The organism is Nocardia brasiliensis, assembly GCF_042691675.1.
Lineage (GTDB): Bacteria > Actinomycetota > Actinomycetes > Mycobacteriales > Mycobacteriaceae > Nocardia > Nocardia brasiliensis_D.
This window is the reverse complement of record NZ_CP170507.1, coordinates 6,196,085-6,220,589: the sequence shown is the minus strand read 5'-3', so window position 1 is coordinate 6,220,589 and position 24,505 is coordinate 6,196,085. Positions and strand designations below refer to the sequence as shown.

24 protein-coding genes are annotated in these 24,505 nt (G+C 67.2%); 20 read left to right on the top strand and 4 right to left on the bottom strand.

The genetic code is table 11. The annotated features are described in order from the left end of the window. The first annotated feature begins 70 nt into the window (after nt 1-70). Together ACFK0J_RS28645 and ACFK0J_RS28640 are read left to right on the top strand one after the other, a co-directional pair. The gene (locus ACFK0J_RS28645) at nt 71-2,470 is read left to right on the top strand and encodes a Tex-like N-terminal domain-containing protein (RefSeq protein ID WP_378743113.1); all 2,400 of its coding nucleotides are present in this window, start codon (nt 71-73) and stop codon (nt 2,468-2,470) included. 24 nt (nt 2,471-2,494) lie between these two features. Next, entirely contained in the window at nt 2,495-3,424 is a 930-nt protein-coding gene (locus ACFK0J_RS28640; RefSeq protein ID WP_378732543.1) for a hypothetical protein, read from the top strand. A gap of 69 nt (nt 3,425-3,493) precedes the next feature. On the opposite strand, the gene ACFK0J_RS28635 is transcribed toward ACFK0J_RS28640, so the two are convergent. Beyond that, nucleotides 3,494-4,375, bottom strand: coding sequence for a sigma-70 family RNA polymerase sigma factor (locus tag ACFK0J_RS28635; RefSeq protein WP_378732541.1), 882 nt, complete (start codon nt 4,373-4,375; stop codon nt 3,494-3,496). A gap of 130 nt (nt 4,376-4,505) precedes the next feature. On the opposite strand from ACFK0J_RS28635, the gene ACFK0J_RS28630 reads away from it, so the two are divergent. From ACFK0J_RS28630 to ACFK0J_RS28580, 11 genes are all read left to right on the top strand, one after another. Then, on the top strand, nt 4,506-4,925 hold the full coding sequence (locus ACFK0J_RS28630; protein ID WP_378732539.1) for a DoxX family protein: 420 nt from the start codon (nt 4,506-4,508) through the stop codon (nt 4,923-4,925). A 22-nt stretch (nt 4,926-4,947) separates the two neighbouring features. After that, nucleotides 4,948-6,108: a serine hydrolase domain-containing protein gene (locus ACFK0J_RS28625; protein ID WP_378732537.1), complete on the top strand. Its 1,161-nt coding sequence runs from the start codon at nt 4,948-4,950 to the stop codon at nt 6,106-6,108. Between the two features lie 319 nt (nt 6,109-6,427). Beyond that, nucleotides 6,428-6,769 (top strand): 50S ribosomal protein L19, encoded by a 342-nt coding sequence (gene rplS, locus ACFK0J_RS28620; protein ID WP_029893064.1) that lies wholly within the window; start codon nt 6,428-6,430, stop codon nt 6,767-6,769. Between the two features lie 104 nt (nt 6,770-6,873). Beyond that, nucleotides 6,874-7,605, top strand: coding sequence for a signal peptidase I (gene lepB, locus ACFK0J_RS28615; protein WP_378743111.1), 732 nt, complete (start codon nt 6,874-6,876; stop codon nt 7,603-7,605). 80 nt (nt 7,606-7,685) lie between these two features. Continuing rightward, nucleotides 7,686-8,447: a signal peptidase I gene (gene lepB, locus ACFK0J_RS28610; protein WP_378743109.1), complete on the top strand. Its 762-nt coding sequence runs from the start codon at nt 7,686-7,688 to the stop codon at nt 8,445-8,447. A 43-nt stretch (nt 8,448-8,490) separates the two neighbouring features. Beyond that, complete coding sequence (locus tag ACFK0J_RS28605) at nt 8,491-9,282, top strand: ribonuclease HII (protein WP_378743107.1); 792 nt, start codon at nt 8,491-8,493, stop codon at nt 9,280-9,282. Between the two features lie 46 nt (nt 9,283-9,328). Continuing rightward, nucleotides 9,329-9,634 (top strand): DUF2469 domain-containing protein, encoded by a 306-nt coding sequence (locus tag ACFK0J_RS28600; protein WP_011210678.1) that lies wholly within the window; start codon nt 9,329-9,331, stop codon nt 9,632-9,634. Nucleotides 9,635-9,774: 140 nt separating this feature from the next. Continuing rightward, the gene (locus ACFK0J_RS28595; RefSeq protein ID WP_378732535.1) at nt 9,775-10,131 is read left to right on the top strand and encodes a YraN family protein; all 357 of its coding nucleotides are present in this window, start codon (nt 9,775-9,777) and stop codon (nt 10,129-10,131) included. Then, on the top strand, nt 10,131-11,639 hold the full coding sequence (locus tag ACFK0J_RS28590; protein WP_378732533.1) for a YifB family Mg chelatase-like AAA ATPase: 1,509 nt from the start codon (nt 10,131-10,133) through the stop codon (nt 11,637-11,639). Before ACFK0J_RS28595 ends, ACFK0J_RS28590 begins: the two co-directional genes overlap by 1 nt. A gap of 149 nt (nt 11,640-11,788) precedes the next feature. Continuing rightward, complete coding sequence (gene dprA, locus ACFK0J_RS28585) at nt 11,789-12,925, top strand: DNA-processing protein DprA (RefSeq protein WP_378743105.1); 1,137 nt, start codon at nt 11,789-11,791, stop codon at nt 12,923-12,925. A 1,082-nt stretch (nt 12,926-14,007) separates the two neighbouring features. Further along, the gene (locus ACFK0J_RS28580; protein WP_378732530.1) at nt 14,008-14,931 is read left to right on the top strand and encodes a tyrosine recombinase XerC; all 924 of its coding nucleotides are present in this window, start codon (nt 14,008-14,010) and stop codon (nt 14,929-14,931) included. Nucleotides 14,932-15,186: 255 nt separating this feature from the next. Here ACFK0J_RS28580 and ACFK0J_RS28575 read toward each other — a convergent pair whose 3' ends face one another. Next, entirely contained in the window at nt 15,187-16,659 is a 1,473-nt protein-coding gene (locus ACFK0J_RS28575; protein ID WP_378732528.1) for an MFS transporter, read from the bottom strand. 54 nt (nt 16,660-16,713) lie between these two features. Between ACFK0J_RS28575 and ACFK0J_RS28570 the strand changes: the two genes are divergently transcribed. The 7 genes from ACFK0J_RS28570 to ACFK0J_RS28540 all read left to right on the top strand — a co-directional run bounded on the left by ACFK0J_RS28570 (nt 16,714) and on the right by ACFK0J_RS28540 (nt 22,486). After that, nucleotides 16,714-17,424: a TetR/AcrR family transcriptional regulator gene (locus tag ACFK0J_RS28570; RefSeq protein WP_378732526.1), complete on the top strand. Its 711-nt coding sequence runs from the start codon at nt 16,714-16,716 to the stop codon at nt 17,422-17,424. Nucleotides 17,425-17,670: 246 nt separating this feature from the next. Next, entirely contained in the window at nt 17,671-18,402 is a 732-nt protein-coding gene (locus ACFK0J_RS28565) for an acetoacetate decarboxylase family protein (RefSeq protein WP_378732524.1), read from the top strand. A gap of 281 nt (nt 18,403-18,683) precedes the next feature. Next, nucleotides 18,684-19,355 (top strand): DUF3159 domain-containing protein, encoded by a 672-nt coding sequence (locus ACFK0J_RS28560; protein WP_378732522.1) that lies wholly within the window; start codon nt 18,684-18,686, stop codon nt 19,353-19,355. Then, nucleotides 19,352-19,717: a YidH family protein gene (locus tag ACFK0J_RS28555; RefSeq protein ID WP_378732520.1), complete on the top strand. Its 366-nt coding sequence runs from the start codon at nt 19,352-19,354 to the stop codon at nt 19,715-19,717. The genes ACFK0J_RS28560 and ACFK0J_RS28555 overlap by 4 nt, the downstream gene beginning before the upstream one ends. Further along, nucleotides 19,714-20,022, top strand: a complete 309-nt coding sequence (locus tag ACFK0J_RS28550) for a DUF202 domain-containing protein (protein ID WP_378732518.1) — start codon at nt 19,714-19,716, stop codon at nt 20,020-20,022. Before ACFK0J_RS28555 ends, ACFK0J_RS28550 begins: the two co-directional genes overlap by 4 nt. A 187-nt stretch (nt 20,023-20,209) precedes the next feature. After that, nucleotides 20,210-22,063: an alkyl/aryl-sulfatase gene (locus ACFK0J_RS28545; RefSeq protein ID WP_378743103.1), complete on the top strand. Its 1,854-nt coding sequence runs from the start codon at nt 20,210-20,212 to the stop codon at nt 22,061-22,063. 57 nt (nt 22,064-22,120) lie between these two features. After that, a complete protein-coding gene (locus tag ACFK0J_RS28540; protein WP_378732517.1) occupies nt 22,121-22,486 on the top strand; it encodes a hypothetical protein in 366 nt (121 codons plus the stop codon). A 301-nt stretch (nt 22,487-22,787) separates the two neighbouring features. Here ACFK0J_RS28540 and ACFK0J_RS28535 read toward each other — a convergent pair whose 3' ends face one another. Both ACFK0J_RS28535 and ACFK0J_RS28530 read right to left on the bottom strand, forming a co-directional pair. Further along, entirely contained in the window at nt 22,788-23,306 is a 519-nt protein-coding gene (locus ACFK0J_RS28535) for a DUF1990 family protein (protein ID WP_378732515.1), read from the bottom strand. Nucleotides 23,307-23,383: 77 nt separating this feature from the next. Next, nucleotides 23,384-23,884 carry a M23 family metallopeptidase gene (locus tag ACFK0J_RS28530; protein ID WP_378732513.1) on the bottom strand — a complete coding sequence of 167 codons (501 nt, stop codon included), beginning with the start codon at nt 23,882-23,884 and terminating at the stop codon, nt 23,384-23,386. Nucleotides 23,885-24,505 lie beyond the last annotated feature (621 nt).

The following is a 24,505-nucleotide window of genomic DNA, read 5'->3' as shown; positions in this document are numbered from 1 at the left end:
TCGGGCGGTCCCGGTAGTGTCTGCGGACGTGACGACAGCGCCCGAGACAAGTGCAGAGTCCCAGCCCGCCGTGCTCCCACCCGCGACATCCCCCGGCGTCGCGAGCCAGGCCAGCGTGAACCGCCGCATCGCCGACGAGCTCGGGGTGCGGGAGAGTCAGGTACGCGCGACCGTCGAGCTGCTCGACGCGGGCTCGACCGTGCCGTTCGTCGCGCGGTACCGCAAGGAGGTCACCGGCGGTCTCGACGACGCGCAGCTGCGCCTGCTCGACGAGCGTCTGCACTACCTCCGTGAACTCGACGAGCGCCGTGGCGCGATCCTCGAATCAATCCGTGGTCAGGGCAAACTCGACGACGCGCTGCACCGGCAGATCATGCTCGCCGAGACCAAGGCGCGGCTCGAGGACATCTACCTGCCGTACAAGCCGAAGCGGCGCACCAAGGCGCAGATCGCGCGCGAGGCAGGCCACGAGCCGGTCGCCGACGCGCTCATCAACGATCCCACCACCGATCCCGCGCAGTACAACGCCGAGCAGCTCGACGGCGCGCGGTCGATCCTGGTCGAGCGGTTCGCCGAGGACGCCGACCTGGTCGGTGAGCTGCGCGAACTGATGTGGAACCGCGGGCAGATCAAGTCGACCGTGCGGGCGGGCAAGGAGGAGGCCGGCGCCAAGTTCGCCGACTACTTCGAGTTCAGCGAGCCGTTCACCAAACTCCCCTCGCACCGCATCCTCGCGCTGCTGCGCGGTGAGAAGGAGGAGGTGCTGTCGCTGCATCTCGAGCCGGATACGGAAGAACTCGAGCCGGGCGAACGGTCTATTTACGAAGGCCGCATCGCCATCAAGTTCGGCATCGCCGACAGGGGCCGCGCCGCCGACCCCTGGCTGCTGGACACCGTGCGCTGGGCGTGGCGGACCAAACTGCAAGTCAGCCTCGGCATCGACACCAGGATGCGGCTGCGGCAGGCGGCCGAGAAGGACGCCGTCGAGGTGTTCGCGGCGAATCTGCGCGACCTGCTGCTCGCCGCGCCCGCGGGCACCCGCACCACGATGGGCCTCGACCCCGGCTACCGGACCGGGGTGAAGGTGGCTGTCGTCGACGCCACCGGCAAGGCGGTTGCCACCGAGGTGATCTATCCGCACAAGCCGCAGGGACAGACCGAGAAGTCGCTGGCCGTGCTCGGCGCGCTGGTCGCCCGGTTCGGTGTGGAGCTCATCGCCATCGGCAACGGCACCGCCTCACGCGAGACCGATGCCCTTGCCGCCGAGCTGATCTCGCGGATCCCGGAGAACAAGCCGACCAAGATCGTGGTGTCCGAGGCGGGTGCCTCGGTGTACTCCGCCTCGGCCTACGCCACCCAGGAACTGCCCGATATGGACGTGTCGCTGCGCGGCGCGGTGTCCATCGCGCGGCGGTTGCAGGATCCGCTCGCCGAGTTGGTGAAGATCGATCCGAAGTCGATCGGCGTCGGTCAGTACCAGCACGACGTATCCGAGACGCTGCTGGCGCGTTCGCTGGGCGCGGTGGTCGAGGACGCGGTGAACGCGGTCGGCGTCGACGTCAACACCGCCTCCGTGCCGCTGCTGTCGCGGGTGTCCGGTATCGCTGGTTCGGTGGCGGAAAGCATTGTCGCGCACCGGGATCAGAACGGGCCGTTCCGCAGTCGGACCGCGTTGCTCGAGGTGCCGCGGCTCGGCCCGAAGGCGTTCGAGCAGTGCGCGGGCTTCTTGCGGATCCGCGGCGGCGACGATCCGCTGGATACCTCGGCGGTGCACCCCGAGGCCTACCCGGTGGTCCGGCGGATCATGGAAAAGACCGGGCGCGACATCACCGAGGTCATCGGCAACACGACCGTGCTGCGCTCGCTGCGCGCCGACGAGTTCACCGACGAACGCTTCGGTCTGCCGACCGTCACCGACATCATCAGCGAGCTCGAAAAGCCGGGCCGCGACCCGCGACCCGAGTTCAAGACCGCGGAATTCGCCGCGGGCGTGGAGAAGGTCGCCGATCTCGAGCCCGGCATGGTGCTCGAAGGGGTCGTCACGAATGTCGCGGCGTTCGGCGCGTTCGTCGACGTCGGTGTGCACCAGGACGGGCTGGTGCACGTGTCGGCGATGTCGCACAACTTCGTCAAGGATCCGCGCGAGGTGGTGAACACCGGTGACGTGGTCAAGGTGAAGGTGCTCGAGGTCGACGTCGCCCGGCAGCGCATCGGATTGTCGCTGCGGCTGGACGACGAGCCGGGAGTCGTGGCCAAGGGTGAACGAGGCGAGAACCGGCAGCGTGGGCAAGGGGATCGCAAGGGTGGTGCGCCCGAGCGGCAGAATGGACAGGGCAAGAACCAGCAGGGCCGCAATCAAGGACAACGGAATCAGGGCCAGGCCCGCGGCGGCGGCAATCAGCGCCGCAACGCGCCCGCGCCGAGCGGTTCGATGGCGGATGCCCTGCGCCGGGCAGGTTTCGGACAGTAGGTCGGACGGAGGTTTCAGGCGGCCATGCGACGATGGCTCAGTGAGGATGTGATCGCGCAGGGCAGGCTCCCGCTGCTGTGCTTCCTTCTCGGGTTCATCGTCGGCTTCCTGTTGATCCGGCTCAGCGTCCGGCTGATCCGGAAACAGGTGCGGTGGTGGCCGGGCAACCTGCGGTCCGGCGGGGTGCACATCCACCACATGGTGTTCGGAGTGATCCTGGTACTGGCGTCCGGCGTCGGCATGGTCACCCTGTACCAAACCGCCGACACTACAACGGCCGCCGTGCTCGCCGCCGCCTTCGGTGTCGGTGCCGCGCTCACCCTCGACGAATTCGCGCTGATCTTCTACCTACGCGACGTGTACTGGGAGGAGCAGGGGCGCACCTCGGTGGACGCGGTGTTCGTCGCCCTCGCGGTCACCGGGTTGCTGCTGCTGGGATTTCATCCGCTGTGGTTGCTGGACATCAACGACTTCCGTAGCGATCCGAGTATCGAAGTCCGAATCTTCGTGGTCGCCTTCGCGGTGGTGAACCTCGGGCTCGCGGCAATGGTCATCGCCAAGGGAAAGATCTGGACCGGCCTGTTCGGCATGTTCTTTCTGCCGCTGCTCGTGGTCGGTGCGCTGCGGTTGAGCAGGCCGGGCGCACCGTGGGCCCGCTGGCGCTACGCCGACCGCCGCCGTCTCATGTACCGCGCCATCGTCCGCGAACGGCGCTACCGGCGGCCGGTCATCCGCGCCAAAATCTTCGTGCAGGACCTGGTCGCCGGCAAACCCGACGTCGAACACGTCCGCTCCGCGGCCGAGGCCGAGCTCACCCGCACTGTCGTGCCCGCCCCACCGGCACCCCACCGCCACCATCTCTCCCTGTTCTCCTCGGACCACGAGTCGGAGCCGGTGGCGCGCGCGCCTGACGCCGAGCCAGTGGTGCACGCACCCGACCGCGACCCCCACTAACCACCCGGCCCCGAACCGAAGTTCGGCAGCGGATCTGTGCGCGGCGCGGTGCTTTGTGCGCAGGGATGGTCAGGGGTTTGGGCGCGTGGTCGGCAGGGGGAGGGCGGCTAGGCGGGTGGGGTCGGCGAGTAGGTCGATGCCGGTGATCCGGTCGTCGGCGACGGTGAAGGCGATGACCGACATCGGGATGCCGTCGGCGGTACTCAGCAGGCCCGCAACGCCATTGACCAAGGCGGGCATGATGTCGTACCGGTTGGCGAACTGGTGGAAGGTGTCCAGCAGTCCGGCCACGACCGGTGCGCCCCGCATGATCTGGATGCCGCCGACGCCGCTGTCGGCGCGCAGCACCACGTCGGGGTCCAGCAGGGACAGCAGGGCGTCGAAACTGCCGTCGCGGGCGGCGGCGAGGAAGGCGGCGACGGCGCGGCGCTGGCGGGGCAGGTCCGCGTCTAGGCGCGGTGTACCGCCTTGGACGCGGCGGCGCGCGCGGCTGGCGATCATTTTGGTCGCGGCGGGCGACTTGCCGAGGATCGGGGCGATCTGGTCGAACGGCATGGCGAACATGTCGTGCAGCACGAAGGCCAGCCGTTCCGCCGGATTCAGCGAGTCGAGCACCACGAGCAGCGCCATTCCGACCGAATCCGCCAGCACCGCTTGCTGTTCCGGATCGGTGCCGTCGTCCGGCCGGACCACCGGGTCGGGCAGGTGTTCCTCGAACGAGTCCTCGCGTCGCGATCGGCGCGAGCGCAACAGATCCAGGCACACCCGGCTCACGGCGGTGGTCAGCCACCCGCCGAGATTGTCGATGCTGTCCTGATCGACCCGCGCCAGTCGCAGCCAGGCCTCCTGCACGGCGTCCTCGGCTTCGACCAACGACCCGAGCATCCGGTAGGCCACCGCGACGAGGTGCGCGCGATGCGCCTCGAACCGGTCGGCCAGGTATTCGTCCATGTGGGCTCCTCCGCGTCGTCGTCCACAGTGATGACGATGCGCGGGCGTGGATCGTGACAACTCGTCGCTTGTTACCTTCGCCCGCCGCCATCCGTCAGACAGACAGCAACACCGACGGAAGGACGAAATCATGAACACCAGCACCAAGGACCTCGCGCTGCGCGCCGCCTATTTGGGCGCCACCGGGCTCGTGCTCACCGAATCGGTGGTCGGCTCCTACTGGGATGTCGCCCGGATCCCTTATGTCCGTGAAGTTTTCGATCGGCTCGAATATCCGATGTATTTCGCGACGATGCTCGGTGTCGCCAAGGCAGCGGCGGTGGCCGCGATCGTCGTGCCCGGTCATCCGCGAGCCGAGGAATGGGCCTATGCCGGACTGACTTTCGTCTACGGCGGCGCGGCGGTATCGCACATGGCGGTCGGGGACGAGCCGAAAACGTGGATCTCGCCGCTGGTGTTCGCCGGTCTCAGCCTGGCGTCCTGGGGGCTGCGCCCGCCCGCCCGTCGGCGCAATCCGCTGACCCTGCTGCGTCGTTCAGCGCACGCCTGACATCCCGCAAAGGAGAACAACCATGAGCAACATCGAAGTACAGGGCACGGTCGCACCGGGATTCGAGGCGGTGCGTGCGGAATTCGCCGAAGTGGTAGCCGCGGCGAACGGCGAATCAGGTTCTCAGCTGGCCGCTTTCGTACACGGCAGACCGGTGGTCGACCTCTGGGCCGGCGCGCAGGTGACCGGCGATACGCTGACCGGCCTGCTCTCGTCGACCAAGGGCGCCGCGACGCTGGTCGTGGCCCTGCTGGTGCAGGACGGGATGCTCGACCTGGACCGCCCCGTTGCCGCCTACTGGCCGGAGTTCGCCGACGCGGACAAGGTCACGATCACCTTGCGCCAGGTGCTCACCAATACATCCGGCGTGATCGGGGTCGACGGCGGTTTCACCCGCGCCGAACTCACCGACGACCGGTTGATCGCGCAACGAGTCGCAGGTCAACGCCCGTTCTTCCGGCCGGGCGTGCTGCAGGGTTACGGCGGATTCGTCACCTTCGCCATCCTCGGCGAGGTGGTCCGCCGCCTCCTGGGTAGTTCGATCCAAGAGCTGTTCGAGGAACGTATAAGGGCCCCATACGGTTTGGATCTCTATCTCGGATTGCCTGCGGCACTGGAGGATCGATACCTGACGGTGCTGCCGTGGTCGGCGACACCGGAGATGCAGGCCGCGTTCGAGGCGAATTCGCCTGGTCGGCAAAGTTTTCCGGGTATCGCCTACAACCTCAACGCTGCCGGATTCACGCCAGCCGACGTGCTCGCCCTATCGAACAACGCGGAGTTGCGCGCCAACGGTCCCGCCTCGATGGGCGGGGTGGGCAGTGCGCGTGCCCTGGCGGCTATGTACGCGGCCGCCATTTCCGAAATCGACGGTCGGGCGCCCCTGCTGAAACCCGACACCCTCGCCGCCTTCACCACCATCCAGACCGCCGGTCATGACCTGGTCCGCGGCGATCAGACCCCCTACCTGGTCGGTTTCGAAGCCAAGGGCCGGCAATACCCGTTCCTCGGCGCCAATGCCTTCGGTCACACCGGCGCCGCCGGCTCCGACGGATTCGCCGACCCGCACAGCGGACTGGCCTACGGCTACACCCGCCGCCGCGCCGCCTTCGCTTTCAACAGCTCGGAAAACGAACAGCTGGCCCGCGCCCTACACCACGCAACCCAAAGCACCCAGGGCTAGACAGTTCAAACCCCGGCTAGAGCGGCGAACGGGACGGGGCTGCGGCGACACGCGGGTTTTCGCGCCGTGAAGTCCCGTTCGGCGGCGGGAGAACTCACTGGAAGAGGTCGGGTAGGTCAGCGTCCGGCTGTTTGCGGTACCGGCGGCTCTGTCCTGATGCGGGGGCCGATTTTTCCCGCGCCTTGCTGATCTGGCACAATACTCAGGTTGCCCTGGGTGCTCGTGGACCAGGCGCATCCCCTTGAATCGGAGCATGAACCGGCCGAGCACGTGACGTGCCGCCAGGGTCCTCTGTTCGCGCGAACCCATAAGGATGGAAATGAACACCCTTGACTTCGTCGACGAGAAGTCGCTGCGCAGCGACGTCCCCGACTTCCGGCCGGGCGACACCCTCAATGTGCACGTAAAGGTCATCGAAGGCTCGAAGGAGCGCATCCAGGTCTTCAAGGGCGTCGTCATCCGACGCCAGGGCGGCGGCATCCGCGAGACCTTCACGGTCCGCAAGGTGTCGTTCGGTGTCGGCGTGGAGCGCACCTTCCCGGTGCACACCCCGAACATCGACCACATCGAGGTCGTCACCCGTGGTGACGTCCGCCGCGCCAAGCTGTACTACCTCCGCGATCTGCGTGGCAAGGCCGCCAAGATCAAGGAAAAGCGCTGACCTAGCTTTTCGGCGCGACAGCGCGCCCGTAGCCCGGTATCGGAACTCAGTTCCGGTGCCGGGCTACTGTTTTCGGTGTGACAGAACAGAGCGCGTCGCCGACCATGTCGGGTGACGAGGGGGCAGAGCGTCGGCGGAAGAAGCAGCGGCCGTTCTGGCAGGAACTGCCCGTCCTCATCGTGATCGCGGCGGTGATCGCCGCACTGATGGTCAATGTCATCGGCCGCCCGTATGTGATTCCGTCGCAGTCGATGGAGCCGACCCTGCACGGTTGTACCGGCTGCACGGGTGACCGCATCTATGTGCAGAAGCTGAGCTACTACTGGGGCGATCCGAAGCCGGGTGACGTGGTGGTGTTCGTCGGCCCGCCCTCCTGGAACGACACCTACCGATCGAATCGGTCGAGCAGTGCTGTCGTGCGCGGCGTGCAGAACTTCTTCTCCTACTTCGGTTTGGTGCCGCCGGACGAGAACGATCTGGTGAAGCGGGTGATCGCGGTCGGCGGTCAGACCGTGGAGTGCTGTGATGCGCAGGGCCGGATCCTGGTGGACGGCCAGCCCCTGGACGAGCCGTATGTGCAGAAGGACTACCCATGGGTGGCGGGCCAGCACGCCTCCTACCCCCGCGGCCGGGTCTTCGCCCCGATCAAGGTGCCTGCGGGCCATCTCTGGGTGATGGGGGACAACCGCAACGAGTCGCGGGATTCCCGCGCGCATACCAGCGACGAACTCCACGGGACCGTCCCTGTCGACAACGTTCGTGGCAAAGCGGTGTTCAAGATCTGGCCGCCGGGGCGGATGGGGCCGGTGCGCTCGCAGGATCCGCAGTCGAATTAGTGTGACGCGGAACGCCCGGCATCGGACGAGACTCAGGCTGCCGGGCTAATCTGTTCGGCGTGGCAGACGAAAGTGGGTCGGTGTCGGTGTCCGATTCGGACGACGAGGGGGTCAAGCGACGTCGGGGACGCCGACGTAGCGAGAAGAAGCAGCGCCCGTTCTGGCAGGAGCTGCCGATCCTCATCGTGATCGCGGCGGTGATCGCCGCGCTGATGGTCACTTTCGTGGGGCGCCCGTACGTGATTCCATCGCAGTCGATGGAAACTACGCTGCACGGCTGTGCCGGTTGCACCGGCGACCGCATCTACGTGCAGAAACTGAGCTACTACTGGGGCGATCCCGAGCCCGGCGACGTGGTGGTCTTCGTCGGCCCGCCGTCCTGGAACACGCACTACCAGTCGATCCGCTCGGACAACGCCGTCGTGCGCGGCGTGCAGAACTTCTTCTCCTTCTTCGGTCTGGTGCCGCCGGACGAGAACGATCTGGTGAAGCGGGTGATCGCGGTCGGCGGTCAGACCGTGGAGTGCTGTGACACCCAGGGCCGGGTGCTGGTCGACGGCAAACCGCTGGACGAGCCGTACGCGCGCTACATCTTCCCGTACGTCCCCGGCCAGCCTTACGGTCCCAGCGGTGGACGCGAGTTCAAGCCGGTGAAGGTGCCCGAGGGGCATCTGTGGGTGATGGGCGACAACCGCAACGAGTCCGCCGATTCGCGCGCGCACATCAGCGACGAACTCCAGGGCACCGTTCCGGTGGACAACGTCCGCGGCAAGGCGGTGTTCAAGATCTGGCCGCCGAGTCGGATCGGTCCGGTGCGTTCGCAGAACGCCCAAGAGAACTGATCGTCAGCGGCCGCAGCATAATTGGACGGTGGGGCAAGGTCGAGTGGTACAGAGCAATGGGTGGCCGCCGCGCGTGGTGATGCGCAAGGCGGGTGGGTTGCGCACGCTCGAAGCGGCGTTGATCCGCAGCGGTCTAGGCCCCGTCGCCGGTGTCGACGAGGCGGGACGCGGGCCGTGCGCGGGACCGCTGGTGGTGGCGGCCTGTCTGCTGGCGCCGAGGGCCTACGACAAGCTGGCCGGGCTCGACGACTCCAAAAAGCTCACCGAAGCCGTCCGCGAAGAGCTGTATCCGATCATCACGCGGCTGTCACTGGCCTGGAAAGTGGTGGTCATCCCGGCCTGGGAAATCGATTCGATCGGCATCCATGTCGCCAATATCGAGGGTATGCGCCGTGCGGTCGCCGGGCTCGGACAGCCGCCCGGGTACGTGCTGACCGACGGATTCCGGGTGCCGGGCATCCCGGTGCCGTCGCTGCCGGTGATCGGCGGTGACGCGGCCGCGGCCTGCATCGCCGCCGCCAGCATCCTGGCGAAGGTCACCAGGGACCGGATGATGGTCGAGTTGGACGAACGGTTCCCCGGCTACGGTTTCGCCTCCCACAAGGGCTACAACACGCCCGACCACATGGCCGCCTTGCGTCGCCTCGGCCCCAGTGCCGAGCACCGGCGCTCCTGGCGTCCGGTGCGTGAGCTGGCGGGCCTGCGGCCGGTCACCGCGGCGGCCGAGGAGGCCGACGCCATGCTCGCGGGCGAGGTCGACGCGATGCTGTCCGATGAGTTCGAAGTCGTGCGTCCGGATAGCCGAGTGGCTACCGGCGCTACCCATGCGCGATGATGTCAGCACACGACGCAGCGCGGCGAGAAGGAGGACGTCCCACCCGATGAGTGCCGAGGACCTCGAGAAGTACGAAACCGAGATGGAGCTCTCGCTATACCGAGAGTACAAAGACATCGTCGGTCAGTTCTCGTACGTGGTGGAGACCGAGCGCCGCTTCTACCTGGCCAACTCTGTGGAGTTGCGCCCGCAGAACGCCGACGGTGAGGTGTACTTCGAGGTTCGGATGAGCGATGCCTGGGTGTGGGATATGTACCGCCCGGCCCGCTTCGTCAAGCACGTCCGGGTGATCACCTTCAAGGACGTCAACATCGAAGAGCTCGAGAAGCCGGACCTGCGCCTGCCGGAGTAGTAGCACGGCATACCGACAATCCGGTGACTTCCGGTGCCCGAGCACCGCGAGTTGTCCACAGGGTGTCGGTTATCAACAGGCTTTGTGTTTTCCCAGGTCAGCGCCCGAAGCCGCAGTGCGGTGCCGGGCACGCTGGCCGAGTGACTGACAAACAGGCGCTCGGCGCGCAAGGGGAAGAGCTGGCGGCACAGTTCCTGCAGGCCGCCGGGATGGAGATCGTCAGCAGAAACTGGCGATGCAGATACGGTGAACTGGACCTGATCGCCCGGGACGCCGAAGTCACCGCATTCGTCGAGGTGAAGACCAGGTCGGGGCTCGGATTCGGAATACCGGCCGAGGCGGTCACCTTCACCAAACGCCAGCGCATCCGGCGGCTCGCCCTGCTGTGGCTGGCCGAGCAGGACGGGCCGTGGCGGCACATCCGGTTCGATGTCGTCTCCGTGCTGCTGACCCGTGGACACAAGCCGATCATCGACCACCTGAAGGCGGTGTTCTGATGGCGCTGGGCCGCGCCCATTCGGTCGCGGTCACCGGCGTCGACGGCCTGCTGGTCGAGATCGAGGCCGATATCGGGCAGGGTCTGCCCTCGGTGCACCTGGTCGGGTTGCCGGATACGGCGTTGCAGGAGTCACGAGACCGGGTGCGGTCGGCGGTGGCGAACTCGGGGGAGAAGTGGCCCGACGGGCGGGTGATCCTGGCCCTCTCGCCTGCGACGTTGCCGAAGATCGGCAGTGTTTATGACCTTGCCCTGGCCATTGCCGTGCTCGATGCGTCGGGAGCCGTTCCGTCGGAGCGGCTCGCGAAGACGGTGTTGCTCGGTGAACTCGCACTGGACGGACGGGTGCGGCGGGTGCGTGGCATCCTGCCCGCGGTGATCGCGGCGCGGAATGCCGGGTGGCCTGCGGTGGTGGTGCCGGAAGCGGCCATGGCCGAAGCCGGATTGGTCGACGGGGTAGAAGTTTTCGGAGCCGCGAGCCTGCGCATGGTGGTCGCTTGGTTGCGCGGTGAAGGCACGCTGCCCGAACCCAGCGGGCAGCTGCCCGACCCGGTGCGCTCGGGTGGTGACCTGAGCGAGGTGGTCGGGCAGGACGAAGCGCGGTGGGCGTTGGAGGTGGCTGCGGCCGGTGGACACCACTTGTTGCTGACCGGGCCGCCCGGCATCGGGAAAACGATGCTGGCGCAACGCCTTCCGGGCCTGTTGCCGCCGCTTTCGGAGGCCGAGTCGCTCGAGGTGACCGCCATCCACTCGATGGCCGGTGCGTTGTCCGGCGATCATCCGCTGATCACGATGCCGCCGTTCGTCGCGCCCCATCATTCGACATCGGTGACCGCGATGGTCGGCGGCGGTTCGGGTACCGCCCGGCCGGGTGCGGTGAGCCGGGCACATCGTGGCGTGCTCTTCCTCGATGAATGTGCCGAGATCGGTAACAAAGTCTTGGAGGCGATGCGAACTCCGTTGGAGGAGGGCGAAGTTCGCATCGCTCGCCGCGATGGTGTGGCGCGGTATCCGGCGCGATTTCAACTCGTGCTGGCGGCCAATCCTTGCCCGTGCGCACCGGCTCGCGACGTCGACTGCATCTGCGCGCCGCTCGCACGTCGCCGCTATCTCGGGAAGTTGTCCGGGCCGCTGATGGATCGCATCGATATCTGGGTGCAGATGCGCGGCCAGTCCGGGGCCGCGTTCAGCACCGATGAGGCCGAAAGTAGTGCGGTGGTGCGGGAACGGGTCGCGGTGGCGAGGCAGGCGGCGGTGCGACGGTGGCAGGAGTTCGGGTGGTTGACGAATGCCGAAGTGCCCGGACATGTTCTGCGCCAGCGGTTCCGGCTGCCTAGTGAGGCGATTGCGCCGGTCGAAACCGCCCTCCGCCTCGGTCGCATGTCCGCCCGCGGTGCCGACCGTGCCATCCGGGTCGCGTGGACTATCTCCGACCTTCGTGGTGCGGAACTGCCGACTGCTCAGGATGTGCTGGCGGCGTTGAACTTTCGGCAACGGGGTGCGCAATGAGAACGGGGTGGATCGTTGCGGCGGAGGAGGCGGCGAGCGGACCGGCGTCGATCCGGGTGGGCGATGGTAGGGGCGCTGGAATGTTCGACGGCGTCGAGCACGCGGGGGTGGACGCCGCTCCGTTCGACATCGACGGTTATGCGCGGCGGCTGGCCTGGGTGTACCTGTCCCGGGTGGTTGCGGGACCGTGCGCGGCCTTGTCGGCGCTGATCGAGTCCGTCGGGGTGGTGGAGGCCGCGCGGGCCGTGCGCGAGTGCGAGCTGCCGGAGTCGCTGCGCGGTCCGACCGAGCAGCGACGCGGAACGGACTCGGCCGCACAGGATCTGGAGTTTATGGAGCGGATCGGCGGGCGCGTTGTGACACCCGACGATCCGGAGTGGCCCGCCTGGCGTCTACTCGGCCTCACCCAACTCGATTCCAGTCGGGACCGCGACGGTGCGGTGCCGCTCGTGCTGTGGGTGCGCGGACCGCGTTCGTTGCTGGAGTCGAGCGAACGCGCCCTCGCGGTCGTCGGCGCGCGCTGCAGCAGCGGGTACGGAAACCAGGTCACCGGCGAGATCGCGGGCGATCTCGCAGCCAAAGGTTGGACGATCGTGTCGGGTGCCGCCTTCGGGATCGACGGGATGGCGCATCGCGCGGCACTGGCCGTCGGGGGACCCACTATCGCGGTCCTCGCCTGCGGTATCGACCGTCCGTATCCGGCACAACATGCTCGGCTCCTGGCCGAGATCGCCGAGACGGGTTTGGTGGTCAGCGAATATCCGCCGGGAACCACCGCGCACAAACACCAATTCCTCGCCCGAAACCGGCTCGTCGCCGCACTGGCCGATGGTGTGTTGGTCGTGGAGGCGGGCTTGCGGAGCGGTGCTCGCAACACGGTGAAATGGGCTCGCCGCCTCGGTCGCCCCGCCTTGGCTGTCCCTGGCCCGGTCACCTCGGCCGCCTCCGTCGGCTGCCACCGCATGATCCGCGAAGGCGAAGCACTCCTGGTCACCCGCGCCGAAGAGGTTATCGACGAAGCGGGTCCACTCCGGTTGTCGCTACCAGGCTCCACGAGCGCGCCGACCGACCCCAACGAATCCCTCTCCGACGACGAATCTCTCGTCTACTCCACCCTCCCCGCGGTCGGCTCCCGCTCCCCCCGCGAACTGGCCGAGCAATCCGGCCTGCCCCTCCCCACTGTCCGGGCGGCATTGCCCGCCCTCGAACTCGCGGAACTCGTCGGCGTGGGAGAAGGTGGTTGGTACCGAAAAGCGACCGCCCGCCGCCACCCGGAGGGCAAATGACCGGTGCAACCCCGCGATGGTCATCGACACGACACGACTGCGCCCAAGGTGTCGCCCTATCGGGTACCGGAAACCAGATGCGGCCTGTGGGTGCGCTGGTGTGATGCGCTACCGAGTGTTGGCAACCGGGTGCCGCCGTGTGCATGCCGGAGTGATGCGAGTATCGGTGCCGGGGACCGGATGTCGACCTGGGCATGCGTCGGGGTGATGCGGGTGTCGGGTGTGGGCGACCTAATACCGCACTGTGCGTGCGCCAGCGTGAGGCCCTTACGGGTGCCGGAGACCGGATTCCGCCCTGTGCATGCGACGGTGCGGATGCCGGTACCGAGTGGCTGGCAGCCGGGTGCCACGCTGCGTGCGCCTGGGTCATGCGGCTGGCCGCTGTGGGTGGCCTCGGCGTGGGTCACCGCGGAGTGGGTGCGGGGTGTCGGGTGTTGGCGACCGGATGTCGACTTGTGCATGCGCCGGTGTGAGTGCCGGAAGCAGGTTGTTGGCGACCGGATGCCGCGCTGTGCGTGCACTGGCGTGACGCCACTATCGGGTGCCGGAAACCAGCTGCGGCCTGTGGGTTCGCTGGTGTGATGCCGATACCGGGTGTTGGCGGCCGGGTGGCGCCGTGTGCATGCCGGAGTGATGCGAGTATCGGTGCCGGGGACCGGATGTCGACCTGGGTATGCGCCGGGGTGGTGCGAGTATCGGGGTGTTGGCGGCCGGGTGCCGAGCGTGTGCGTGCGCCGGGATGGTGCGAGTATCGGGTGTTGGCGACCGAATACCGCACTGTGCGTGGGCCGGTGTGATTCGGGCATCCGATGTTGGCAATCGGATACCGCACTGTGCGTGCGCCAGCGTGACGCCCCTATCGGGTGCCGAAGACCTGGATGTCGTCCTGTGCGTGCGCCGAGGTGATTCCCCTATCGGGTGCCGGAGACTTGGATGCCGCCCTGCGCATGCGACGGTGCGGATGCCGGTACCGGCCGGTCGGATGTCGAGCGGTGCTGTCCGGTGAGTTCCGCCAAGTCTGTGCCGCTGCGGGTTCGGCGCGGTGGCTTGCCAACCGGGGCAACTGTCGGGACGGTGGTGTGATGGATGAGCTGCCGGAGGACTTGGAAGCGCTGCTGGTGGAGTACGGCAGGCATCTGCGGCTCGGACGGAACCGGTCGGCGCATACGGTGCGTGCGTACTTGGGGGACGCGCGTTCGCTGCTTGCGCACCTGTACGCCCGGTCGGCGGATTCGGCGGTGCGCGAATTGGATCTGCTGCTGCTGCGATCCTGGCTCGCGCAGCAAGCGTCGGCGGGGGCGGCTCGTACCACCATGGCTCGGCGAGCATCATCCGCGCGGACTTTCACTGCGTGGCTCACCAAGACCGGGCGGCTGGCCGTCGATCCCGGATTGCGGCTCGGCGCACCCAAGGCGCATCGCGTGTTGCCTGCCGTACTCGGCCGCCAGCAGGCACTCGGCGCCATGGACGCCGCGGAATCCGGTGCCGCACAGCATGACCCGATGGCCTTGCGGGACCGGCTGATCGTGGAGCTGTTGTACTCCACCGGAATTCGAGTCAGTGAGCTGTGCGGTCTGGACATCGATGACGTCGACCGCGAACGTCGAGTGGTCCGGGTACTCGGCAAGGGAAACAAGGAACGCTCGGCCCCCTTCGGCACCCCCGCCGACGAGGCGATAGGTAACTGGCTCCAGTACGGCCGCGCCGCCTTCGCAACACCCGATTCCGGCCGAGCACTGCTACTGGGCCGCCGCGGCAAACGCCTCGATCAACGCCAAGCCAGAACCGTTGTCCACGAAGTAGTCTCGTCCATCCCCGGCGCCCCCGACATGGGCCCCCACGGCCTACGCCACACCGCCGCCACCCACCTCCTGGAAGGCGGCGCCGACCTCCGAGTAGTCCAAGAACTCCTAGGCCACGCCAGCATGGCCACCACCCAGCTCTACACCCACGTCTCCATCGAACGCCTCAAAAAGGTCCACGACCAAGCCCACCCCCGCGCCTGACACCTGGCGTCGAAGGGCAGCGTTTTCGCCTGCCGCAATCGCGTCTGCTGTAGCGAGCTGACGCGCCCCGGTGGCTGACCATCGGCAGGCGATGGACCAGCGGTTTCACCCAACTCAACCGCCGTCTGCTGGCTCCGAAGAGTCTCATCCCCGGGCCGGACGTGCCGCAATCTGTCGATGGTGCAGCGCGTTTGGACCGAGTCGGCCGCCCCTGAGCAGGCGAGGCGGGGGCGGCCGACAGGTTCCTTTACCGGACTATCCGATCTCCACCGGCGCTGCCTGTGGTTGGGCGGCGGCCAATGTGCTGCGGCGGCGGAGGAGGGTCAGGCCGAGCAGCGCGGCTGCGACACAGAAGCCTGCGCTGATCCAGGAGCCGGTTGACATGGCGGCGGTGAATGCTTCCTTGGCAGGCTCGTCGAAGCCGAGTTGGAAGGCGGCGCCGATGGATTCGCGGGCGGCTTCGGGGGTGTCGGCGGGCATGTGTTCGGTGAATACACCGGCGAGCACGCTGCCGAGGATGGCGATGCTGATGGCCATGCCGACCTGCTGCAGGGTGTCGTTCATGGCGGAGCCGACGCCTGCGTGTTCGAGCGGAATGGCGCTCATGATGGCGGCGTAGGCGGCGGGACCGGCCAAACCGCCGCCGATTCCCATCACCAGCATGCTGACCAGAACCCACAGGTACCCCGTGCCGACGGCGCCGACGGCGAGGATCGCGAACGCGGCCCCCATGACCAGCAGCCCCGAGACGATGAGCGTCTTGTTGCTGAGCTTCTTGCCCAATGTCGCGCCGAGCCCATTGCACACGGCAGCGGCCACGGCATAGGGCAGCAGCGCCAAACCGGCCTTCATCGGTCCGTATCCGAGCACGAACTGCAGATACTGGGTGAGCATCAGCATCACCGCGCCCATGCCGAACACCATCAGCAACAGTGTCAAGGCGGTGCCGGTGAAGTCGCGGTTGCGGAAGACCGCCAGCGGCAGCATCGGATGCTCCGACCGGCCCTCCCACACGACGAAGCCGATTGCCGTCACCGCGGCAAGCACGATCATGCCGATATTCCACTCGCGCTCGATGATCACGTAAACCGTCGAGACGAGGGCCACGATGGACAGCAGCACTCCGACCAGGTCGACCGGCCGCTGCTGACCGGTGGACTCCGGCATCAACACGAGCGCCGCGCCGATCGCGAGCACCGCAACCGGAATGTTGAGCAGGAACACCGAGCCCCACCAATAGTGCTGCAGCAGAAAGCCGCCCAACGTCGGCCCGGCGACGATGCCGACCATCGAGACGGTGGACCATGCGGCCATCGCCTTGCGTCGTTCGTCCTCGGCGAAGGTGGTCATCAGAATCGACAGGGTCGACGGCATCAGCAGCGATCCGCCGACACCCATGGCCACCCGGGCGGCAACGACCTGCCACGGTTCGGTGGCGAGTACCGCGGCCAGGGAGGCCACGCCGAAGACGGCAAGACCGATGATGAGCATCCGCCGCCTGCCGAATCGGTCGGACAGGCTGCCCGCGGTGAGCAGCAGTCCGGCGAAGACCAGGACGTATCCGTCCAAGATCCATTGCACATCCGATGGCGTGGCGTTCAGTTCCCGAATCAGCGACGGGATAGCGAGATTGAGCACAGTGCCGTCGATCATCAGCACCAGCAAGGACAGGCAGAGGACCCCCAGAATCCACCAACGACGAGGGTCTCGTACAACGTTCGATTCCACTCGCACAGCGTACGAGAAACTCGAACAGTGTGCCAGTGAATATAGGATTGGCTGGTGACAAAGCAGTTCACCTCGGTATGGACCCGCGAACCCCGTCAGCCGAAGACGGCGGGGTTACGCCTCGACCAGATCGTCGGCGCCGCGGTCGAACTCCTCGACGCCGACGGCCTCGAGTCGTTGAGCATGCGCAAGCTCGGCGCCAAACTCGGCGCGGGCGCCACCAGCCTCTACTGGTATGTCGCCAACAAGGACGAATTGCTGGAATGTGTCCTCGACGAGTTCTGGGGCATGGTGGAGGTCCCCGAACCCGAGCAGTCGCCGTGGCGCGAAGTGCTGTCGACCTTCGCCTACAACTTCCGGGCCGAGCTCCGCGCGCACCCGTGGGCGGCCACCCTGATCGGTCAGTTGCCGAGCATCGGTCCGAACGCGCTGCGACTCACCGATCGTCTCCGTCGCGCATATGTCGGCGCGGGCTTCCGCGGTGTGGACCTTTACCTCGCCAGTGGCACGGTCATGTCGTACGTACTCGGAGTCGTGGTTCCAGAGATCGCCTGGGCGAAGGCATACGGCGACGTCGGTGTGGACAGGGACGCCATTGTGCAGCTGATGGACCAGGTGGCCGCGGACTATCCCGAGATGCGGGCGGACTATCGCGAGGCGGCGCCGACCGATCCCGAGGTGGCCCGGGCGATGGGATTCGATTTCGGACTGTTGTGCATCCTCGACGGCCTCGAACACCGCCTACGGGGCGTCCCCGAGGGGTAACCGGCGCCGCGTGCGGGACGTGACGGTGGCGTTACTCGCAAAACTTCGCAGCCAGGTCCCGTTGATCATGATGTAGGTGGGTGCGTTGGTGCGGACCGAATCTGGTACGTGTTCATTTGGGAATCTGGGTAATCCAGGTCGAACTATGTTGATAATCTAGAACGAGTTCTAATTAGGCTGCCGGAACCTTCAGGCTCCGGATATGTCTCCGCAACGTCCGGCGGAGGCGTACAGGAAGGCGTTCGAGTGAGCACCCATACCGTTCTCGGTCAGGAAGTTCGCATGCCGGTCCGCATCCGGCTCGCGCACGCCTTCATGGCGAGCTATCTGGTGCCCGCGGACGTCGCGCAGCAGGTGATCGACTACTCCGGGCTGCGCGTCATCCGACTGCCGGGCGGGCGCGCGATGTGCTCGCTCGTTTTCGTCGAGTACGTCGACGGCGACCTGGGCCCGTACAACGAGTTCGGCGTTTCGTTCATGGTCAGGCACCACACCGCCGATCCCGCTGTCCGGTTCGGCGACCTTCGGGCGTTGGCGACGAACGGGGCGGGGGTGTTCATCCATCGACTGCCGGTCGACGGTGATTTCACGCTCGCGGCCGGACGCGGGATCTGGGGATTCCCCAAGGAACTCGCTGATTTCAGCGTGCGTCACGACGCGGGCACTCGTCACGGTGAACTGCGCCAACAGGGCAAGCTCGTCATCGATCTGACTGTCCGCCAGGGCCTTCCCACGCCGCAACGCCGAAACACCGCCTCGTCGTTCGACGCCTACTCGCACATCGACGGCGTCACTCGATGCACGCCATGGCGCATGGAACCGTCCGGCATGCGCGCCCGTCCGGGTGGTGCCACGCTCGCCCTCGGCGACCACCCCATCGCCGACGAACTGAGATCACTGCGCCTACCTCGACGCGCCATCATGACCTCGACCATTGCCCGGTTGGCGATGACCTTCGAAGACGCCGTCCCGGTGTAACTACCCGGCCACTCACCGAGGCCCTCGGCTTCCCTCTAGCCCAGCCGCTTTCACCATGACCAACGGCGCATGGTTCCGGCATTTCGCGAGTAGCGACCTCCACCACCTGCCGTTGATCATGGACAGCGGCGGCGACCAGGGCGAACAGGTTGTGGTGCCGTCGAGTAACCGCATGGTCACGGCCTTGCGCGGTGCGTGGACGGTCTTCAGGCGGCCGGTTAGTCTGGCGTAGCGGATCGTTTGCTCGCGACACGAAACCAATCTGTGTGGGAGAGGTGCCCGTGAATTCCGACGACCAGCGCGCGGTGCTGGATTCAGGCGCAAGCCTGGCGGAATCACGGGGGGTGGTAGCCGAGCTGTGGGGGAAGTTCCGTGCGATGCACGGGCCACGACACATTGTGGACGGAGCGGCACCGGCGATCGGGTTTCTGATCGGCTATTCCGTGGCAGGTGCCGAGGTCGGTGTTTTTCTCGCCATCCTGATCGCCGTCGTGCTCGCCGCGGTGCGGTTGACGCAAGGCGATTCGGTGCGGGTGGTGGCGGTCGCGGTGCTGGTGATTCTGGTGTTTTCGCTGTTCGTCGAGATCACCGGGGAGGGACGCGGTTTCTATCTGCCGGAAGTGGCGTTCAGCGTCGTGATGACCGTGCTGTTCGGTGCGACACTGCTTACCGGAAAGCCGCTCAGCTACCCGGTGAGCCGAAAGATTCGGCTCGAACCGGCCGAGCCCGCCGATCCCGCGGCCCGGTTGCGGCTGCATCGCCGAATCACGTTCGCCTGGTTCGTGTTCTGGGCGGTGCACGTGGCGGTGATGGTTCCGCTGTATGTGGCCGACAAGGTCGTCCTCCTCGGCACTTTCGCTCTGGTCTTCGGCAAACCCGCGCTGGTGGTCATGCTCGCGTTGACCTGGCTGTGGGTGCGCCGTAAGACCGCGGCCGGAGTTGAGGCGGCATGACGCTCCCGAGCCCCGACGCCGAGTCGGAGGACGGGGAAGAAGAGGTCGACTACCGGTTTACCCTCGCCAACGAGCGCACGTTCTTGGCGTGGATGCGGACCTCGCTCGGCTTGCTCGCGGGCGGTGTCGCGGTGCACACGTTGGTGCAGCCGTTCCGATTGGGCGGCGCGCGGCGTGCGATCGCACTGAGTTGCCTGGTGCTCGCGGTGATCATCGCGGTGGGTGGGTACGCGCATTGGCGGCGGGTCGGTGTGGCGATGCGACAGGGGCGCCCGCTGCCCGACACGGTGATGGTGCCGATCCTGTCCGCGGGTATCGCCGTCGTGTCGGTGCTGGCGGGTGTGGCGGTGTTGCTGCGATGAACCGTGCCGGACTCGCCGCGGAGCGCACCGCCTTGGCGTGGCGGCGGACGGCGGTGGCCGCCATGATCGTGGGCGCGCTGTTCTTGAACCACGCCGTGACCAGCGGATGGCGTCCCGCGGCGATCGCACCGATCGGTGCGGCGGTTGCCATGGCCGCGCTGGCTGCCATGAGTTACCTACGCAACCGCAGCCTGCACGAGGGGCGCTACCGCCACGGTAGAGGTGTCGTCGCCTCGGCGACCGCGGTGGTGGTGGCCGTCGCCGGTCTCGCGGCGGCGATCGAATTCACCGACCCATGGCCCTAGATCGTCCACCGGCACAGCACTTTGGCATCGACTTCCAGGAGGATGACATGAGCGAACGAAGTGAGCGAATCGTGGGCCGGTGCGCCGTGCGCATGTCGGAGCCGAGCGTCAGCGAGGTGCGGGCATGAGCACGGCGACCGAGCCGAGCGATTACATCGTCGCGGAGCAGCAGCGGGTGGCCGCCGCGATGCCGTTCACCGACACCGTCGATCTCGCGGACGCCGATCGCGGGTTCATTGCCGCGCTGGAGCCCGGCGTGGTCACCGCTGCCGACGGAACGGTGGTGTGGGACAACGACTCCTACGACTTCCTGCGCGAATCCTGCCCCGCCTCGGTCAATCCGAGCCTGTGGCGGCAGGCGGGGCTGGTCATCAAGCAGGGGCTGTTCGAGGTCACCGAGGGGATCTATCAGATCCGGGGGCTCGACCTGTCCAATATGACGCTCGTGGAGGGCAAAACCGGTGTGCTCGTGATCGATCCGCTGATCTCCGCGGAGACCGCGGCCGCGGGGCTCGCGCTGTATCGGGCACACCGCGGCGATCGTCCGGTCACCGGTCTCATCTACACGCACTCACACGTCGACCATTTCGGCGGCGCACTCGGGGTGATCACCACCGAAGATGTTGCGGCGGGGCGTTGCCCGGTCCTTGCCCCGGCCGGATTCCTGGAACATGCCGTGGCCGAGAACGTTTACGCGGGCACCGCGATGGCGCGCCGGGCCGGCTACATGTACGGCGCGGTGCTGCCGCGCGGGCCGCTCGGAGCGGTTGGCGCCGGGCTCGGGCAGACCACCTCGGTCGGCACGGTGACCCTGATCCCGCCGACCGTCGACATCACCACGACCGGGCAGGAGGAGACGATCGACGGGATCAGGATCGTCTTCCAGATCACCCCCGGCACCGAAGCGCCCGCCGAGATGAACTTCTACTTCCCGGACCGCCGGGCCCTGTGCATGGCCGAAAACGCCACGCACACATTGCATAACCTGCTCACCCTGCGCGGCGCGCTGGTGCGTGACCCGCACGTTTGGGCGAAGTACCTGACCGAGGCGATCAACCTGTACGCCCGCGAGTCCGACGTAGTCTTCGCCTCCCACCACTGGCCGACCTGGGGCACCGAGCGGCTGGTGGAATTCCTCGCGCTGCAACGAGATCTATACGGGTACCTGAACGACCAGACGTTGCGCCTGCTCAACCAGGGTTACGTCGGAACCGAGATCGCCGAAATGCTCACGCTGCCACCAGCGGTCGAGGGTGCGTGGCACACGCACGGGTATTACGGGTCGGTCAGCCACAACGTCAAGGCCATCTACCAGAGGTATATGGGCTGGTTCGACGGCAACCCGGCGCACCTGTGGGAACATCCGCCCGTCGAATCCGCCATTCGGCACGTGGAATTCATGGGCGGCGCCGAGGAGGTGCTCCGCAAGGCGCGGGAATCCTACGAGGCAGGCGACTATCGGTGGGTGGCCCAGGTGGTCAACTATGTGATCTTCGCCGATCCGACCAATGATGCGGCGAAAGCATTGCAGGCCAGCACCTTCGAGCAACTCGGCTACGGCGCGGAGAACGCCACCTGGCGCAACTTCTACCTCAGCGGCGCCTACGAATTGCGCTACGGCTCGTTCGGCACGCCCACCAAGGCCAACGCGCCCAGCATGCTCGGCGCGCTGACCGTGGACCAGATCTTCGACGCCATGGCGTTACGGGTCGATGGACCGAAGGCATGGAACCAGCGGGTTGTCACGGACTGGCAGATCAGCGACGAGGATCGCGTGCACCGGCTGGAACTCCGCAACGGACGGCTGACCCATTACGACCAGCCCGCCGGGGTGACCCTGCCGGAGCCGGACGCCACCTTCACGCTGACCAAGGCAACGCTCATCCGCGTGCTGCTGGCGGGCGAAGACTTCGGTGTCGCGGCCGCCGCCGGTGACATCCTCATCGAAGGCGATGTCACGAAGCTGGCCGAACTCGTCGGCGTATTCGACGCACCGGACCCGGATTTCACCATCGTCACGCCGCGCGGCACCATCGGCTAGTCCGGGCTGGCGAAAACAGTTCGACTCCGAAACCGGCCTCTCGCTACGGTGGTGATCATGTCAAGCGAACCGTCGACCGATCGGCCTCCGCTGCGTGAGCGCATGCGCGCCGCGCTATCCGTGGCGATGAAGTCCCGCGACCGCCAGGCGATCACCGCCCTGCGGTCCACCTTGGGCGCCATCGACAACGCGGAAGCCGTGGATGTCGGCGAGCAGCGCGCAGGTGCGGTGGAAACCAGTGCGGTCGGCCTAGGCGTCGCCGAGGTCGCCCGCCGCGAGCTCACCGAAAGCGATATCGAGCAAATCGTGCGCGCCGAGATCGCAGAACGCCGCACCACCGCCGACGAGTACGACAGCCTCGGCCGCTCCGCTCCAGCGGAGGACCTACGCTCGCAGGCCAAAGCGCTGGACGACCTGCTCTAGCCCGCTGGCAGGCCAGAACACTGCCCGACTGCTTTGGCCCTGCTCGACCGTGGTCAAACCCCGCGAAGGTGACGTTGACCCGCTGCCCCGACCAGCCACTGCGATCGGCCTCCGGCCCGGCGTTGATCCCATCGCGCCGCGCGGTTCCTGTTGTGCCGCGCAAGAATTCGTAGCAGTTCGTGCGCGGCGTCACAATCGGTTCGCGACAGCCCTCAGCCATGCGTTACGTGCCTGGGCTGGCTGCATGACAGTCGGCATTCGGTCGCCAACTCGTGGGTGGGGGCGGCTGGCGTGCTCCGCGTCAGGCTGTCGTGGAAAGGGCTTTGATATATCTCCCCGCGACATAGCGCTGTACGAGGCGAGCCACCGGGCCTCCTAGGCGGGCGTACCAGGCCGCTGGTCGCGAGAACGCGATCACCACCCCGTAGACGGCTTCGTCGGCCGGGTCGTATTCGACGGCGAACAATTCCTCGCCGATTTCCGGGTGGCCCGGCAGCGTGCCGTAGGCGAAGCCGCGCTGATTCGGTGCGGCCAGCACGTACACCACCCGGCACGGTGCGGTCACTCCCAACGGCCCGATGCCTAGTCGAACTGTCAGCTGGGTGCCTGGCTCGGCCTTCGGGGTGGACGCCTCATGAAAGACGCCTGCGCCCTTCTGCATCCGATAGTCGAGGATCTCCGCACCCGCGTGCTCGAACAGCGCGCGTCCCTGACCGATCCGGCGGCGTAACCGGAAGTGGTGGTAGCCCGCCGGCAGCTCACTGCTCGTGGCACCAACTTCGGGATAGGTGAAGGGCGGCTCGCCGGACGCATGCTCCATCACTTGATCTTCGTCCGTCCGCGCCGGAATTGGGAAGCATTCGGCAGCGTATGTTCCGACACGCCGAGCGCCCACGCTCACGACGGCGCAACCGGTTTCAGACGCAGGGGAGTGAGGTGCAGCAGCCTGAGCGGGTCCAGGTATTCGCGGCGGCGCCGACCCCCGCCCTCGCTGCGCAGACCCCAGTGCAAGCAGGTCCCGCAACCTTCGTGCCCGGCCTCCAACGTGCCGATCCGGGAACCCCGTCCGACCCGGCGCCCCACCGAGACCTCGGGGCGCACCGGCTCGTATGTGGTCCGCAGTCCACCCGGATGATCGATCGACACCACCAGCTTGTCGGCGACCGTCCCGGCGAACACCACGATCCCGTCCCCAGCCGCCAGCACCGCCTGCCCGGGCGTGCCCGCCAGATCGACCCCACGATGTCCCGGCAGCCAGTTCTGCGCGGGCTTGTCGAACCGTCGCACCACGGTCGGCCGCGGTTGCAGTGGCCAGCCGTACCGCCCGCTGGGTGCGGCAGCCGCGGTCTGCTCCACGCACGTGAGCACAACCAGTACGAGCCCCAGCAGGACCGGCATGAAGCGGCGCGAACGCGCACGGCTGCTCGACCGCACGCGACATCACACGGTCACCGAGGGCAGCGACAGCGGAGCGGGCGAGACGAGCCCACAAAACTCCGAATCGCTCGGCGACATGAAAAATGGCGCCGGACCGACGTATTCACAAAACTCCGGATCGAGGGGAGTCATCGGAAACAAGGGCTCGGCCGCCCCGAAGCCCGCCCCATCCAGGAGACCCGGACCGCGCCCGAGCAACCCACCGTCCCCCTGACCGGTAGGCGACAAACGCAGGGGCGCTGGACGAACGAGCTCACAGAACGAACCCGTACAGGCCCCGACCACGCCCTCAGCGTTCGACGCTGGTGCCGCGCCCCAAGCGCTCGACGTAGGTGGCACAGCGTCGGCGTTCGACGCCAGCGGCCCACCTGGCACGGTTTCGGTGTCCGCCGGAGGCAATGCGCGTGCCGCGGCGTCGGTGCTCCACGCAGCTGGCATAGCCGCAGCGCTCGATGTAAGTGGCCCGCCCGCGACGGGATCGATGCTCGACGTAGGTGGCACGGCGTCGGCGTTCGACGCCAGCGGCCCACCTGGCACGGTTTCGGCGTGCGACGCAAGTGGCCCGCGCACCACGTCCCCAGC

Bases quoted from the DNA above. Each gene is read 5' to 3' on its own strand.
- ACFK0J_RS28640 (WP_378732543.1), top strand. From the start codon at position 2,495: ATGCGACGATGGCTCAGTGAGGATGTGATCGCGCAGGGCAGGCTCCCG.
- ACFK0J_RS28635 (WP_378732541.1), bottom strand. From the start codon at position 4,375: ATGGACGAATACCTGGCCGACCGGTTCGAGGCGCATCGCGCGCACCTC.
- ACFK0J_RS28630 (WP_378732539.1), top strand. From the start codon at position 4,506: ATGAACACCAGCACCAAGGACCTCGCGCTGCGCGCCGCCTATTTGGGC.
- ACFK0J_RS28625 (WP_378732537.1), top strand. From the start codon at position 4,948: ATGAGCAACATCGAAGTACAGGGCACGGTCGCACCGGGATTCGAGGCG.
- rplS (WP_029893064.1), top strand. From the start codon at position 6,428: ATGAACACCCTTGACTTCGTCGACGAGAAGTCGCTGCGCAGCGACGTC.
- lepB (WP_378743111.1), top strand. From the start codon at position 6,874: ATGTCGGGTGACGAGGGGGCAGAGCGTCGGCGGAAGAAGCAGCGGCCG.
- ACFK0J_RS28600 (WP_011210678.1), top strand. From the start codon at position 9,329: ATGAGTGCCGAGGACCTCGAGAAGTACGAAACCGAGATGGAGCTCTCG.
- ACFK0J_RS28590 (WP_378732533.1), top strand. From the start codon at position 10,131: ATGGCGCTGGGCCGCGCCCATTCGGTCGCGGTCACCGGCGTCGACGGC.
- ACFK0J_RS28580 (WP_378732530.1), top strand. From the start codon at position 14,008: ATGGATGAGCTGCCGGAGGACTTGGAAGCGCTGCTGGTGGAGTACGGC.
- ACFK0J_RS28555 (WP_378732520.1), top strand. From the start codon at position 19,352: ATGACGCTCCCGAGCCCCGACGCCGAGTCGGAGGACGGGGAAGAAGAG.
- ACFK0J_RS28550 (WP_378732518.1), top strand. From the start codon at position 19,714: ATGAACCGTGCCGGACTCGCCGCGGAGCGCACCGCCTTGGCGTGGCGG.
- ACFK0J_RS28545 (WP_378743103.1), top strand. From the start codon at position 20,210: ATGCCGTTCACCGACACCGTCGATCTCGCGGACGCCGATCGCGGGTTC.
- ACFK0J_RS28540 (WP_378732517.1), top strand. From the start codon at position 22,121: ATGTCAAGCGAACCGTCGACCGATCGGCCTCCGCTGCGTGAGCGCATG.
- ACFK0J_RS28535 (WP_378732515.1), bottom strand. From the start codon at position 23,306: ATGGAGCATGCGTCCGGCGAGCCGCCCTTCACCTATCCCGAAGTTGGT.
- ACFK0J_RS28530 (WP_378732513.1), bottom strand. From the start codon at position 23,884: ATGCCGGTCCTGCTGGGGCTCGTACTGGTTGTGCTCACGTGCGTGGAG.